Source organism: Microbulbifer echini (assembly GCF_041447225.1).
In the GTDB taxonomy this organism is placed as follows: domain Bacteria; phylum Pseudomonadota; class Gammaproteobacteria; order Pseudomonadales; family Cellvibrionaceae; genus Microbulbifer; species Microbulbifer echini.
The window spans coordinates 22,923-38,734 of the sequence record NZ_JBGMEL010000001.1 but is presented as its reverse complement, the minus strand read 5'-3'; the positions used below and the strand labels follow the sequence as shown (position 1 = coordinate 38,734).

Below are 15,812 nucleotides of genomic sequence, written 5' to 3'. Positions count from 1 at the left end.
GAAATACATGTCGACAACGGAATTGACAAAAAAGCAAGCCGATCTGGCGATAAAACCGGCCATTAACTCCCTGGCCAAAAGCTCTATGTTCTGGAAACCGGATTACCTTCGCCCGTCGTCCTGGTTGGAGCATGTCCCCTTCCTATTCTGGTTAATGGAGGCACACCAACCCCGTATTGCAATGACTTTGGGAATGGAGTCCGGTGTTGCCCATTTTGCTCTTTGCCAAGCTGTGCAGCGGCTGCGGTTAGATACCCGCTGTTATGTCACTTCTCTGGAAAAAGGTGGGAATGCAAGCACTCCGCAAAATGAGACACGGGTTTATCACGATCAGCATTTTGACAGTTTTTCTTTTCTGCTCGATAGTCCTTCGATGAGGGCTGCTAGTCAATTCGAAGATGGAAGTGTGGATCTGCTGTTATTGAACCCCACAGCCGAGGAAGACCTGGAAAGCCTGCTGGCCCGCTGGCAACCGAAACTCTCTATTTGTGGCCTCGTACTGGTGTCTGGTATTTCGAGGCGTGCCTCTGGGGATGAGATTTCTCGAACGTTTGACACTTTAGCGCAAAAGTACGCGACTTTTGCCTTCCATCAAGGCGAAGGGATGGGAGCTATTTCAACTGGGGGCGAGCTGGGCCCGTTGCTGGCTAATCTATTCCAGCGGGATGAGCCTAACTCGGCCCTACAGGTGGTCCGCGATGTTTTTGCGCGTTTAGGACGCACCTGCAAAGACGCTCTACAGGCAGGCGAATACCTGCAGAAGGCTGAAGTACTGGAAGCGAGTCTTGCAGAACAGGAAAGCCAACTGGAGCAGTTGAGCACAGACTATGAAAATACTCGCACTCAGCTTGAATCCAAGCGACGGGAGCTGGCGAGTTTTAGTCAGCGTATGGAGCACGCAGTGGAGCGGCATGCTCAGGAGCGGGGTCAGTTAGCTGAGCGAGTCAGTATGCTGCAGGAGTTCCGCGATGAGTTGAAATCTGAAGTCACACAGCTTCGCATGCGCCTGGATGAGCAGTACCGACAGTTGAATGAACGCAACCAGCAGCTTTTACAGCTACAGACGGCCAACGCCGAGCAACAGCAGGAATTGGTTAAGTATCAGATTCGCTCGGAATCCAGTGCGGATGAATTATCTAGGGCACAATCAGAGCAGCGCCGTTTGAATAAAATGTGTGAGCAGCAACGAGCTGAAGGGGCCACTCTTTCGGCTAACTTGGAAGAGCAGAAAAAACAACTCGTCTCACGAAATGAGGTGATGGAAAGACTTCAGGAAGATCGAGCTCGAAGTATAGCGGAGAGGCGCTCTCAGGCTGAAAAGGTTAACGCGCTTGAAGAGCGATTGTGCTTGCTGGAATCCGAGCTTGTCGATGAACGAACATCTTGCGGGAATCAGAGCCAAGAGCTTGCTAGATTGACTGGGTTACTGACAGAGGCCGAACAAGAGCGGTCGAAGCTGCAAGTTACTCTTCAAAAACATGAAGAAGCTCTAGATAGCGAGCGGCATCTCAACGATAGCTTGAAATCAGCGTTGGCGGACCAGGAACAGCAGTGGCAACAAGCACAAGGTCGTGCGGAGCAGCTTGAGCGGAATCTCGCGGAACTTGAGATCCAGTCCGATAGGGTTGCAGTTGAGAAAAGCGAACTTGAAGGGCGAGTGCAGGCACTCACTGAGGAACAACAGCATTGGCAGCAAGTACAAGGTCGCGCTGAACAGCTGGAGCGGGATCTTACAGAACTTCAGGACAAGTCCGAAAAGGTTACTGTTGAGAGGAGTGTGCTTGAGGAGCGTGTGCAGGCACTGACAGAGGAACAGCAACAGTGGCAGCAAGTGCAAGGTCGCGCTGAACAGCTGGAACGGGATCTTACGGAACTCCGGGGCAAGTCCGAAAGGGTTGCTGTTGAGAAGAGCGAACTTGAAGAGCGAGTGCAGGCACTCACTGAGGAACAGAAACAGTGGCAGCAAGAGCAAGGTCGCGCTGAACAGCTGGGGCGGGATCTTACGGAGCTTCAGGACAAGTCTGAAACGGTTATTGTTGAGAAGAGTGTGCTTGAGGAGCGTGTGCAGGCACTCACAGAGGAACGACAGCAGTGGCAACAAGCACAAGGTCGTGCGGAGCAGCTTGAGCGGGATCTTACGGAGCTTCAGGATAAGTCCGAAAGGGCTACTGTTGAGAAGAGCGAACTTGAAGAGCGTGTGCAGGCACTGACAGAGGAGCGGCAGCAGTGGCAACAAACAGAATGTCGTGCGGAACAGCTTGAGCGGGATCTTACGGAGCTTCAGGATAAGTCCGAAAGGGTTACTGTTGAGAAGAGCGAACTTGAAGAGCGTGTGCAGGCACTGACAGAGGAGCGGCAGCAGTGGCAACAAACAGAATGTCGTGCGGAACAGCTTGAGCGGGATCTTACGGAGCTTCAGGATAAGTCCGAAAGGGTTACTGTTGAGAAGAGCGAACTTGAAGAGCGTGTGCAGGCACTGACAGAGGAGCGGCAGCAGTGGCAACAAACAGAATGCCGTGCGGAACAGCTTGAACGGAACCTCGCGGAACTTGAGATCCAGTTCGATAGGGTTGCAGTTGAGAAGAGCGAACTTGAAGAGCGAGTGCAGGCTCTGACAGAAGAACAGCAGCAGTGGCAACGAGCAGAAGGCCGTGCGAAACAGCTTGAACGGAACCTTGCCGAATTTGAGATGGAGTCCAATAGACTAGCTGTTGAAAAGAGGGAGCTCGAGGAGCGAGTGCGGGCACTGACCGGGGAGCAGCAGCATTGGCAGAAAGTACAGGGTCGCGCCGAGCAGCTAGAACGAGATCTCTCGGAGGTTCAGCGCAAGTTGGAGAGTAGCGAAGCGAATGAGAGTGAGCTCGATGAATGGATGCAGGCGCTGGAGGAGGAGGAGCAACAGCGGATAAAGGCACAAGCTCGAGCGGAACACTTGGAGCAAGAATTTGCAGAACATCAGCGAAAATTTGAGAGCATCGCAGCGCAAAAAAGCGAACTTATGGAGCGGGTACAAGTACTTGAGGAAGCTCAGCAGCAATGGCAGCAAGCTCGAGTTCATGCCGAACAGCTAGAGCAGAACATTGTAGAGCTCCAACGTAAATCTGAAGGTACAGTTGCTGCAAAGCGCGACCTTGAAATACGGGTTAGGGAGCTGGAGGAGGTAATTGTAGGAAAAAATCTATCCCTTGAAGAGCGTTACAAAGAGCTAGCTGCCCTAACGGAATTACTCGAGAATGCAGGACAACAGAATATAGATCTTAAGGTGTCATATGACGCAAAAGAGTGTAAATCGGCAGCGCGTATTCAGAAGCTGGAAAGCACCGTCAGCACTTTGCAGGGGCAGTTAAAGGAGCGGGTTGCTGATTTCATGAAATTAGATAAATCTCAAAAGAGCCAGGTGGTGGTAGCCGAACGCTTGCGGGTGGATCTGGCGGAGAGAGATAAGCAGTCTAAGAAAGTAAATAGGCGCATCCAAGAGCTGGAGCAGTCACTCAAGTCTACCGAGAGACAATTACAACAGAGCCGGCAGGCTAAACAAGATTTAGATAAAGACCAGGCAGATCTGAACTCCCTTTGTCGGAGCCTGGAGGAGGGGCTGCAGTCCGTCGAAAAAGAACGGGATACCCTTTTGCAGGCTGGGCGGCAGTTGCAGCTCCGGGTGCAGGCTCTGGAGTCTGATCTTTCAGGTGCAAAGAGCTCGGTCGATGAGCGCTTTAAAGAGTTATCGTTACTGACTAGTTTACTAGAAGAAAAAGAAGCGGAGGTGGTTGCTCTGCGTGTGGCAACAGAAAAGGATGCGAAAGGGGAGGCAGTAGATGGCAATCAATCTGGCAAAGAGTATGGGCTCCCTATCGGCATACCTTTCGGTAAGCGCGCAAAAAAAATACGCAAGCAAAAAAAGGAGCTGGATCAAATCAATCAGTCCGGTCTGTTCAATGAAGAGTGGTACCTTTCCTCATATCCCGATGTGGCAGAAGATAAAAACGCAGCCAGTAATCCCGCTTTGCACTACTTGAAACTTGGCGCTTTCGAAGGGCGTAACCCTGGGCCAGAGTTTGATAGTCAGTGGTATCTCGACACTAATCCGGATGTAAAAGACAGCGGCTTTAATCCACTCGTGCATTATGTCTCGATGGGGCGGGAGGAAGGCCGCCAGCCACTTCCCGGCTGAATGGATTTTAAACTGTGTTTTGCATAAAGAATCTTTGGCCGAGACATGGCCGGAAGCGCCCCAATGCTTATGCTTTAGGGCGTGACGACACACCGGTGGCTGCCGATCAATTCGATTCTCAATGGTATTTGCAAACCTATCCGGATGTCGCGGCTGCCGGGGTCGACCCTTGGGTGCACTATATCAACCATGGTCGCTCTGAGGGCAGACTCCCCTCTCGCAATCGTGCCCTAGCCTGGGAGCATCATCTATGGAGGGGGGGGGATAAGCTCATGATGCCTCGGCTGGTGCATCTAGCCGAAGCTTTGGAGGCCAGCGACCATGAGCGTCACTATGCGGCTTGGGCGATCGCGCGTTGGTATGCGGTAAATAAAAACTGGCCGAAGGCATTGAATTACCTGCAGCAGTTTCAAAGTGCTTTGCACCCTTACCCTGCACATGCCGGTCCCTATCTGTTGACACTGGAGGCTGCATTGCAGTGTGGGCATTTGGATGTTGCCCAATGGGCAATGAATATATTGACACAACGTTTTGCAGGGCAGGCGGATGTGGTACTGGCCGAGGCCAACTTACTCGTCCTAGGGATGGGCGGTGACAAACAGGACGGGGAGCTGAATCGTCGGCGCCTGGATATCATCAACCGGTTTTTTGCACGGCATAGGTTGTGTACCTTGGTAGGGGGGGATTTTGGGGTTTTGAATTTGGATTCCCTTCGTTCCGCCGAACAGCTGGCCATCAAAGGGGATAACAGTGCCCCAAAGGTATCTGTAATCATCCCTGCCTATAACGCAGAGTTGACCCTGGCGACAGCTCTTCGATCGTTATGCGAACAGACTTGGCGTAATCTGGAAATTCTGGTTGTCGACGATGCCAGCAAGGACACCACTCGGCAGGTAATGGAAGATTTTGAACGAAATACGCGCTTGCGACCTGGTCTGGAAATCCGGCTTCTGCATCACGAAAGGAATCAGGGGGCTTATGCTGCCCGCAATACTGCCCTGGCACAAGCTGGCGGTGACCTGATTACGACTCACGACAGTGACGACTGGTCCCACCCACAAAAAATCGAATGCCAGGTTAAAGCCTTGTTGCGCATGCCTGATAAGGTGGGTTGCACCTCTCACTGGGTACGCACCACCGACGGGTTGCATTTTTCCCATTGGCGGCCGGAAGAGAGTTGGGTGTATCGCAATGTCTCCTCACTGATGTTCCATCGGTCAGTAGTCGAGACATTGGGCTTTTGGGATAGGGTGTCGGTCAATGCAGACACTGAATATTACTACCGGTTACTTAAGGTTTTTGGCGAGGATGCTTTAGAGGAAGTGTTACCAGGTGTGCCACTTAGTTTCGGCCGCATCGATAACAACTCTCTGAGTCAGCGTGGTGAGACACACCTCGATACACGGTTTTATGGTGTTCGGAAAGATTACGAAGATGCGGCCAGACGTTGGCATGCAAGGGCTGAGTCTCCAGGCGATCTCTATTTGCCGGCTAATCCCAGTTCACGGCCATTCCTGGTGCCTGAGGCAATATGCTGCGAGGGCAAGCTTGTATCGGGTCTCAACCCGATGGATCTTGCCCAGCAGTCTGGCTATTTCGATGCCACTTGGTATCTTGAGCAGTATCCAGACTTACACGAAGAGCTGGTGGATCTGTTCGAGCATTATTGGACCGTTGGTTTTACTGAAGGGAGAGACCCGGGGCCAGGATTTAGCACCTCAGGCTATGGATACCGTTTTCCAGAAGCAAGAGTCGGTAACCTGTCTACCTTGCACCATTATTTAGCAGTGGGGCGCACGCAGGGAGTAGAGCCGCTGGCGGAAATTACGGGGAGGCAAGCCTATCGGCCGGGCGCTTTGAACATGTTGGTTTGCGCTCACCAGGCCGGAGAGTATCTATACGGCGCTGAGCGTAGCTTGCTGGATGTACTGTCCTCCTTAAATAAGCTAGGGGTCAACTTGGTGGTGGCCCTGCCAAGTGCTATTAACACCGATTATGTTGAGGCCATCAGGTCCAAGGCGAGGGCGGTAATTGTTCTACCTTATGGTTGGTGGCGGGATGGGCGGGCTCCTAGTTCTGTAACTCTGGCGCAGTTTAAACACCTAATTGAGAGGTTTTCTATCCGAGCGGTCTACACCAATACTCTGGTTCTCGATGAGCCGCTGCTGGCTGCTCGGGCCCTGAATGTGCCTACCCTGATTCACGTGCGTGAACTGCCGTATAGGGATGTAGCCCTTTGTCGAGTACTGGGAACCGATGCTGGCTCTATTACTGCACGGGTTCGGGAGTTGGCCGATATTGTGGTGGCAAGCTCCAAGGCTGTGGAGCGGGAAATAGGCGCAAGGAGTTCGGTCATTGTGCCGAATATTATTGACTTGACTCGATATAGGCCGTTATGCGACCAGGATGCGGCTGGAGATCGGCTTGTGCGCATCGCCTTGATTAGCAGTAATTTGCCAAAAAAGGGGCTGGCTGATTTTGTTGAGTTGGCCCAAAGACTTGAGCAGCATGCGATTCCCGCGGTTTGTGTATTGGTTGGGCCTGAGAACGAGCACACGCGGGACTTGCAAATCCGACAGAAGAGTGGCGAGATTGCAAAATGTCTGCAGTTTGCCGGCTATGCCGCCGATCCCCAGGAAGCCTTGACCCTGGCTGATATAGTTGTGAACCTGTCGCACTTCCAGGAATCATTTGGGCGTACGGTGCTGGAAGCTATGGCCACGGCGCGTCCAGTTGTCGCATATCATTGGGGGGCGCTGCCGGAACTTATCGAGGATGGCAATACTGGTTTTCTTGTACCGTTTGGGAGGGTGGATGTAGTTGCGCAGAGAGTCATTGAATTGGTTTTGAATAAGGAGCTGCGCCAGCGCCTGGGCCGTGCAGGTCGCCGACGAGCGGCAGAGAACTTCAGTGGGAATACAATGCTTGACCAGCTGGGTATCGCGCTATCTATGGTCACCGAAAATGCACACTCGTTGCAATGAAGTATTTTAAGCTGCCGGGTCCAGCCCGGCTCTGGTAAACAACGAAACATGTATCACATCTCTATTAAACCATTAACCCCCAACTGTCCGGGCGTATTCCGGTGGTGTCTGGACTACCCTCGTCATGAGCAGGACTGCGATGACGAATCTCTTATGGGCCCAGGCCTGATGTTTCAAGGGTGGGTACTGGCCGAGAGGGGAGCTAATGTGCGGCCATATGTAAAGGCTGCTGAGCGAAAGGTTTATCTAAAAGTGGAGGTCCCCCGGCCGGATGTAGTGAGCCGGGTCTTGGGTGATGCGCCTGATAGGCACGCACAATTATATTGTGGATTTCGCACTGCTATAACCCTTGCAACAGATAATGGCGTCTTTGGCTTTGAGATTGCCGGTCTTGACTATGATGTCATCCAGTTTTTTGTCGAAGGAAGTTTGAAAATCCTCGAAGGGCGGGATGGTTGGCTGTTTCTTGATAATGATACGAATCAGAGTGTCGAACAATTTTGCGGGGAATTACTGTTAGGCCGATTGGAGCGACGTGCCTGGTCGGACTACCTCGATTCTCTTCATGATTTGGCAGCGGAGTATCATTGTGCTTACGCAGTACTGATTGCGCCAGCCAAAGAGATGGTGATGTCGGATTATTACCCCCACCTAAAAGGGCCTACAACCCCTGTGGAGCAGGTGGAAAAATTAGCGAGGCCAGATCATAAGGTGGTACATCCTACGGAGAGAATGCGGAGGTCATCAGAACAGATGTTTCGTGTTTGTGACACCCACTGGACTCATAAGGGAGCCTTGTGCGGTTTGATGGCTGTCTTGGAAGTTCTGGGATTGGATATAGCAAGTATCGAAACACTCTTTGAGAAGGATAATTTCAAGGAGCGTCTGAGGGGGGGGGATCTGGGAAACAAAATGTTCCCAAGACGGTCTGCGAGAGAATGGATGCCGAGTGGCATTTCCTATCGTCAATGGGTACGGTACGACAACCATTTACCCAATATGGGGCGGGTGCTGGTCACACACAAGAAAAATGCTTTGGTGGCGGCTAAATGCTTGATCTTTGGCTCTTCCTCGAGTTATACCATGTTGGACTATGTCGCTCGGGTTTTTACCGATGTGATATTTGTACATTCAGCCGGAAATATTGATGCTACAGTTGTTGCGAAAGAGAGTCCGGATTTTTTAATTGCCCAAACTAATGGTCGTTTTGTAGTTCGTCCTCCAGTAGTTGGATATCAACTCGCGGATGAAATTGCGGAAAAGTGGTCAGGACTTAGTGAAGACAGCCGTGTAGAGGTTATAGGTAATCAGGCTCACTGGCTTAAAAGTGGACTTTCAGAATCCGGTGCCCGGTATCATTCATTATTATTAGCCAGTAGCGTACCATCAAATAGTTAGAACGTTATGGGATGTTGAGGAAATACGTTGACATCTACTAATATTGCTTGATGTCGAATGCTATGAAATATTAAAAAGTTTGAATTATTGATTTGTATTTATTGGTCAAAGTAGTTTTGGAGCTGTTTTTAAAGGGATCTCTCAAGCTGTTTACAAAGGAGTGTAGCTCATTAGTCTAACTAATTTTGATGTTGTTAATAGATATTTTTCTCGTGATTCGATCAAAATTTAAGCTTATGATGTGACTGGTTTGCGTTTGGGTCCAATGGATCGTTGGTTTTGTTATAGATAGCAAGACGTAATGTCTCTCGATATTTACATCAATCGAGATAAGCTAAGAGCCGTCAAGGTTACTGATGCTTTTTGGTGTAAGTAAGGTGCAGACTTAAGTGAAAAGCTAGTATTGAGTGATTACTTTAATGTTGGCGGAGACATACTCGAAACATTTTTCATGCCATATAGCGCACCTATCCAGAGGAAGTTGCAATGATCTGACTATTGATTCAAAAGTTACATGATCTGTAAATGGTCGGAGTAGAGTGTTTTAAAAGGATGCCGGTTGGGAGGAAATATGTGTCTAAACATGACAGGTAAGGCGGGTAAGAATGGTAATAGAGATAGACTTGCTGGGAATTGCTGATGAGCAAAGGTTACTTTTCTTGCAGCATAAAGAAAAAGATAATTTTATTTTATAAATTACGAATTTCTTCTTGCTAAGAAAACTCCTTTATAAAATATATATCCAGAATTTTTCTGTGATTAATAGTGAATGTCAAGAAACCTAATTTTTTAATAGCCTATTTTTTGTCTTCAGGCAAAATTAGAATGCAAGTAAAGGCTGTTCGAGATAGTAATGGGAGCTTATGAAGTTGTATATGGGAGTTAAGCGCCCTGAAATCGCTGTCCCTCATTTAACGAGGTACGATTTACGTCCACTGCTGTGCCCGCTTCAGGGGATGACTATCCAGCCGGGTACCGACGGCTGTATAACCGGCAAATCCATTTCCAGCCAATCTATGTTCTCCATCGCGAACAAAAATTTTGCGCGTGGCTGGTATATGGTAGAAGTTTTGATTGAATCGGATCAAAGCTATTTGGATACGGCCTTCGTGCTTCAGCACAAGGAGGGGCGTAAGTCCCAACGATTACGTTTGCCTGTACGCAATGGGCGTGTATCCAAGCGTCTGATTTGGTTTGCCCGGGGGGGGGAAGAGCTACTTTTTTCTCCGGCACAATGTGAATGTGACTTCACCATTCGCCAGTTGACTTTGGTGAGAGTGTCTCTGCTATTTGCTCGTAATCGTATGCGTTCTAGATTAACAAGCCGACAATTACGAGTGCCATCCAGAATGACTAATCGTTGGGCCTGTTACGATGCAACTTTTAGTCCCCGTAGAGTACGAGCTTCTTATGGGGACTGGGTCAAGACCATTGAACCAACCCTTTGGCCCGATTCATTCAAAACGTCTGCGGATTTGTGTTTTTCGCTTTTGATGCCGGTTAGTGTGACCGATACACTGAATGATATACGAAATACTATTGATTCAGTACTAGATCAAAGTTATCAGAACTGGAAATTGTTTATCCTTCCGGCAAAAAAAATTAGTGATAATGATCTTGTCAAGTTTAGGGAATTTGTTGATTCCAACAACAAGATTAGGTTGATTGATAAAGCGTTAAGTGGCGCTGAGATCCTGAAGAAAATAATAGATGCCGATACCTATCGGTTAATGTGCCCTCCGCGAGCGGTACTTTCCTCCAAGGCACTTTCTTGTTTGCAGTATGTTGTGAGGAAGAATTCCCATGCGAAAATTATTTATGCCGATGAGGATTTTCTCAATGAGGCAGGTCGGCGCTGTCGGCCAAATTTCAAGCCCGCCTGGAATCCAGATCTGCTTTTTTCCCGAAATTATATAGGGGAATTTGTACTTTTTGCACCCGGTATTTTAGATGAATATGGACCTATTGAATCGGCGGGTGAAGTCGCTTGGGACTATACGTTGTTTCTTCGGGTGTTACGGAAACTGGAAAATCCGCAAAGGGAAATTATTCATATACCGAGAATCCTTTTTCATAGATATAAAACTATCGATGGCGAGCAATATATACAAAGTAGTCGGCGTATTTTAAAGAAATATTTTGATGAGATAGGCTGCAGTGATGTTGAGGTAGAGTCTAAAAAAAATCGAGAAACATTACATGTGCGTTGGCCAGTGCAGCAGGAAGAGCCACTGGTTTCCCTTTTGATTCCTACGCGGGATATGCTGTCGATGTTAAGGCAGTGTATTGATAGTATTCTTGAGAAAACAACCTATAGGAACTACGAAATTCTGGTTTTAGATAATCAGAGCGTGGAGTCGGAAACACTGGAATATTTGGCGAAACTGAAAACTTTGTCCAATGTGAGGGTAATCAAGTACGATGCGCCCTTCAATTACTCGGCAATTAACAACTTCGGCGTACAGCATGCTCGCGGTGAAATTATTGGTCTGGTCAACAATGATACTGAGGTGGCCTCACCCGATTGGTTGATGGAAATGGTTGGGCATGCGATAAGGTCTGAAATTGGCTGTGTGGGGGCCAAACTGCATTATGGCGATGGACGTATACAGCATGCCGGAGTTGTGATCGGTTTGGGCGGATTGGCAGGCCATGCTCATAAATTTTACCATCATCATGCTGTGGGCTATAGGAATCGACTAATCTGCACTCAAAACTTTTCAGCGGTTACTGCCGCCTGTTTGCTGGTGCGCAAAAGTATTTTTGAAGCGGTTGGCGGGCTGGATGAGAAGCACTTTGCAGTTGCCTTTAACGATGTAGATTTCTGTTTGAAGGTGAAGGCGGCGGGTTACCGCAACCTATGGACACCCTGGGCAGAAATGTATCACCATGAATCTATTAGCCGTGGTATCGATAATACTCCGGAAAAGCGGGCTAGGTTTGATCGAGAGGCGATGTGTTTAAAGACCAGATGGTCGACGTGTGCGGGAATGGATCCGTATTACAGCCCGTTTTTGACGCACACCAGGGAAGATTTTTCACTGGGATTAAATGAACGAACAAAAGCCCCCCTCTGGCGCTGATTGACTTTGGGTAACGACATTTTACGGGTTTGATATCTCGAGTTTATTTCAGGAATCGCTAGAAATGCTGAGCTCGCAACAGAAAGCAAATTTTCATCGTGACGGAATGCTGATTTTAGACTTTCGTCTGAAGGCACGCTTGCTTGACCGTGTGATTGCCGATATTGAACCTTATTACCATCGCCCCCAAACTGGCTCGCACTATGCTCACGGTACGCGCATCCAGGATGCCTGGCGCTTCAATGCTGGTGTTCGGCGTATTGCGCTGGAAAGGCGTGTGCTAAGGGCATTGCGTGATCTGTTTGGGCGTAAAGCCAAGGCTTTTCAGACCCTAAACTTTCCTGTGGGTACGCAACAGAGAGTGCACTCCGATACTATCCACTTTAACAGTCAGCCATCGGGGTATATGGCTGGCGCCTGGGTAGCGTTGGAAGATGTAGATGAAAGCAACGGAGCACTTGTTTATTATCCTGGGAGTCATAGGTTACCCGAGGTTACCATGCAGGATGTAGATGTGTCCCCTTCTTATGATCATTACAATGAATATGAAAATTATATCCAGGCGATGATAGAGAAAAATAGCCTGTGCGCAGTACGAGGGATACTGAAGAAGGGGCAGGTATTACTTTGGCACGCCAATCTACTGCATGGCGGTGGTAGTCATCCAGACAAGAGCCTCTCACGACACAGCCTCGTTACCCACTATTATTTCGAAGGCTGTCGTTACTATACACCTTTGTGCAGCAGTGAATCTGAGATCCGTTGGCGCGAACCGGAATGGATCCAACGTTTCGCTCCCTACCAACTCTCCCGGGTGACATCCCCCAAGTTGTCACTGCGACGTCTCGCCGGTAAAACTATCCGATTTTTTAGGCGGTAGTGCCGAATACCTCTGTTAGCAGTACAGGAGTCTGGAGGGCGTACACTTCCAGTGAAGGAAGAGTGGGACGAGCTAGAATGGGGTATTGTCTGGTTGATAAAATTTACATTTTATTGAATTAAAAAATTTATGAAAAGCGAGTGGGTCCGTTCTTATAAGGCCGGCTGGGCTAGAATTGCGATTGGCTATTAAGTTGGAGGTACTCCCACCAGGTATTACCATTGACCTTATGAGGCATCATGGGCACTACTTTTTACGAAATGATGGGAGAAAAAACATCCTGGCTAGTCAGGTTTATCCCGGGTTTTGATGAAATAATTGAGAAGCGTTAAGTAGGTCTGGCTGATCCAGTGTTCAGCAATGGAAGGTCAGAAAAAACTCCGAAGAAGTGCGAAAATTTCTCTGTGTTAATGTGGATTGATAGCGTTCGTTTTAAAAGAATGTTGATGGGATAGGTAGCTATAGTTATCACGTTATTTTGGCTTAACTCAATAACGTTTGGTGTCGGCACTAAATTTAGTATAATTTGACCTCGCTAAGACGTGTAAAAAGTGCAAATATCTACACCGGTAACCAGAGCAACACTCAGATCTTATGACTCTTTCTCAATTATTTGTTGCCGGTATCTTCGTCCTGGTAATCGGTTCCCTGATTTTCACCCGATTTCGCCCATCTCTGGTTTTTGCTTCAGCTGCCGCTGTTTGTTTTTTAACTGGTTTCGTGCCAGTTGAGTCAGTACTACAGAAAGCTGTCAATCCTGGTCTGGTGACATTGGTAGCTCTCCTCCTGATTTCTATCGGCCTAGAAAAGGCCCGCTGGCTCAGGGCAATATCCGATGGCTTGATTGGGGGGGGCTTAAAGTCAAGCCTTCTTAGGCTCACGAGTGCTACTGCGTTGAGTTCGGCGTTTCTGAATAATACCGCTGTGGTTGCGGCTTTAGCTTCCAGTATTAAGGCTCAGCGGCGACACCCTGCGGGCAAGCTGTTGTTACCTCTCTCTTATGCGGCGATTCTAGGGGGAACCTTAACCCTGATTGGTACTTCCACGAACCTGATCGTAAACAGCTTTGTGCTGGATAGAGGTGAGCCTTCATTGGACTTTTTTGCCTTCCTGCCCATTGGCGCTGTGGCAGTATTGGTGGGATTGATAGTTTTACTGTTATGTAATCGCCTATTACCGGAGGGGGGAGCTGTCGAGGAGGAGGTGGCCCAGTATCTGCTGGAGGCAGAGGTGACTGCTGATTCCCCGCTAAATGGGCGCACCGTTGAGCAAAATAATCTGCGTCAACTTGAAACTCTCTATCTGGTTGAAGTCATTCGGGAGGGCTGCAGTATCAGCCCGGTAGCGCCAACAGAGTTGATACGCAGTGGCGATAAGCTCCTTTTTAGTGGCGATGTTCGAGATTTACAAAGACTCCAGGCTATTGAGGGCTTGCGTTTATTTGCATTGGATGACGATACGCTGCATATGGAGCTTACTGAGGTCGTCCTTACCCCAAACTCCAGTATCCTTGGTGAAACTCTTAAGAGCTGTCAGTTCCGCACTCGTTTTGATGCGGCGGTAGTAGCCATGCGTCGTGGCGGTGATCGGCTCTCGGGTAAGCTTGGTGAAATTCAGCTGCAGTCGGGAGATGTTCTATTGTTGGCCGTAGGGCAGGATTTCAAGCATCACCGCAACATTGATAAAAATTTCTATGTAATCAGCGGTACGAACGTACAGCGCCAACTTTCCCGACGGGATAGTTGGTTAATGGGATTTGGATTTGCTGGTGTAGTGGCTGGTTCTGCAATGGGTATTTTTTCCTTATTGAAGGGACTGGTGGTTTTGCTCGGTTGTATGGTAGCCCTGAATATCGTTACTACTTCTGAATTGCAGCGGCGTTTTCCCTTTCAGATATGGATCATTATTGCTAGCGCCTTGGTGTTGGCTGAGGCCTTTTCAGGTAGTGGTTTGGCTGATAGCCTGGCTCAGTCAATGAGAGCTGCATTACAGGGCGCTGGACCACTGGTTGGCGTGGTGGGTATTTTTCTGCTCACTTTATTACTGACAGAATTGATGACCAATAACGCTGCTGCGGCATTGACATTTCCACTCGCCTGGAGTTTGGCGGAGAGTTTCGAGGTTAGCTGGATGCCGTTTGTGATGGCTGTGGCCTATGGGGCTAGTGCGAGCTTTCTCACTCCATTTGGATATCAGACCAACTTAATTGTACAAAACTTGGGCGGTTATCACTTGCGGGATTTCCTGCGGGCGGGCCTGCCTCTGACGATTGCTTATTCATTATCGGTTTTGATTTTATTACCAATCGTTTTTCCTTTTGAGCGTTGATTTCTGTTGGAGTCCGATTTGGAATTAATCAACCGCGGGATGATTGTGGAGGAGGGGCCCAATCCTTCTACAGATTATTTTGTTCTCCCTTACTTACGTAAGCTGGGGGTCAGTGCTAAACGTTTGACGTTTTCTGATCTGCCCAAGGTAAATGACCTCAAAGGAGTTGAGCTCATCTTTGTGCGCTATATCCCTCGTAAGTGGCAATTGCTCGTACAGCAAAACCTTAACCAATTGTCTGGTGTATCCATATTTATCGACGATGATTTATTAGACTGGTCGGCTTTTTCTCGGATGCCTCTCCGATATCAAGCAAAAATACTGCGTTACAGCTGGTCTAAGCAACGTTGGTTAAAATCTATTGGTGCGCAATTATTGGTTTCAACGCCGTTTTTGCAAAATAAATATAGCCATTGGTCTCCGAAATTATTACCGGCAGAACCACTAGATTTGAGTGCCGACCAACCAATTTCTATTTTTTATCATGGTTCCGCATCGCACTTAGACGATGCTAACTGGCTATATCCAATCATTCGACAAGTAATCGAGCAAAACCAGAACTTGAATTTTGAGATTATCGGTGACGGCAGTATAAATCGACTCTTTCGAAACATTCCACGGGTGCAAGTATTGCACCCAATGAAATGGCCAACTTATTTAGCCATGCTACAAAAGCCTGGGCGGACTATAGGATTAGCTCCGCTGTTAAATAGCCCCTTCAATCGAGCTAGGTCGCACACCAAGTTTTTCGATATCACTCAGGCGGGTGCCGTGGGTATCTATGCAGAGGGTGATATTTACGGCAGCGTGATTCGTCATCGGGAGAATGGACTTTTGTTACCCATGCGGCCATCGGTCTGGGTGGATGCCATCTTACAGCTGGCTAGTGATGACGCTTTGCGGGAAAAGCTGTTCCATGGGGCAAAAAAATGCTTGTAGTTGGGCACTGTTCATTAGGCCTCCGGCAA

At 48.6% G+C, this 15,812-nt stretch carries 7 protein-coding genes; all 7 read left to right on the top strand.

The genetic code is table 11. The features are described 5' to 3' along the window. Positions 1–7: 7 nt before the first annotated feature. The 7 genes from ACCI51_RS00115 (at position 8) to ACCI51_RS00085 (ending at position 15,783) form a co-directional block, all read left to right on the top strand. A complete protein-coding gene (locus tag ACCI51_RS00115; protein ID WP_371842164.1) occupies positions 8–4,171 on the top strand; it encodes a hypothetical protein in 4,164 nt (1,387 codons plus the stop codon). Between the two features lie 14 nt (positions 4,172–4,185). Then, complete coding sequence (locus ACCI51_RS00110) at positions 4,186–7,155, top strand: glycosyltransferase (protein ID WP_371842163.1); 2,970 nt, start codon at positions 4,186–4,188, stop codon at positions 7,153–7,155. 207 nt (positions 7,156–7,362) lie between these two features. Further along, entirely contained in the window at positions 7,363–8,553 is a 1,191-nt protein-coding gene (locus ACCI51_RS00105; protein WP_371842162.1) for an alginate O-acetyltransferase AlgX-related protein, read from the top strand. 863 nt (positions 8,554–9,416) lie between these two features. Beyond that, positions 9,417–11,636, top strand: coding sequence for a glycosyltransferase family 2 protein (locus ACCI51_RS00100; protein ID WP_371842161.1), 2,220 nt, complete (start codon positions 9,417–9,419; stop codon positions 11,634–11,636). Between the two features lie 64 nt (positions 11,637–11,700). Further along, on the top strand, positions 11,701–12,516 hold the full coding sequence (locus ACCI51_RS00095; protein WP_371842160.1) for a phytanoyl-CoA dioxygenase family protein: 816 nt from the start codon (positions 11,701–11,703) through the stop codon (positions 12,514–12,516). A gap of 594 nt (positions 12,517–13,110) precedes the next feature. After that, the gene (locus ACCI51_RS00090; protein WP_371842159.1) at positions 13,111–14,844 is read left to right on the top strand and encodes an SLC13 family permease; all 1,734 of its coding nucleotides are present in this window, start codon (positions 13,111–13,113) and stop codon (positions 14,842–14,844) included. 18 nt (positions 14,845–14,862) lie between these two features. Further along, positions 14,863–15,783, top strand: coding sequence for a glycosyltransferase family protein (locus ACCI51_RS00085; protein ID WP_371842158.1), 921 nt, complete (start codon positions 14,863–14,865; stop codon positions 15,781–15,783). Positions 15,784–15,812 lie beyond the last annotated feature (29 nt).

Bases quoted from the DNA above. Each gene is read 5' to 3' on its own strand.
- ACCI51_RS00115 (WP_371842164.1), top strand. From the start codon at position 8: ATGTCGACAACGGAATTGACAAAAAAGCAAGCCGATCTGGCGATAAAA.
- ACCI51_RS00100 (WP_371842161.1), top strand. From the start codon at position 9,417: ATGAAGTTGTATATGGGAGTTAAGCGCCCTGAAATCGCTGTCCCTCAT.
- ACCI51_RS00095 (WP_371842160.1), top strand. From the start codon at position 11,701: ATGCTGAGCTCGCAACAGAAAGCAAATTTTCATCGTGACGGAATGCTG.
- ACCI51_RS00090 (WP_371842159.1), top strand. From the start codon at position 13,111: ATGACTCTTTCTCAATTATTTGTTGCCGGTATCTTCGTCCTGGTAATC.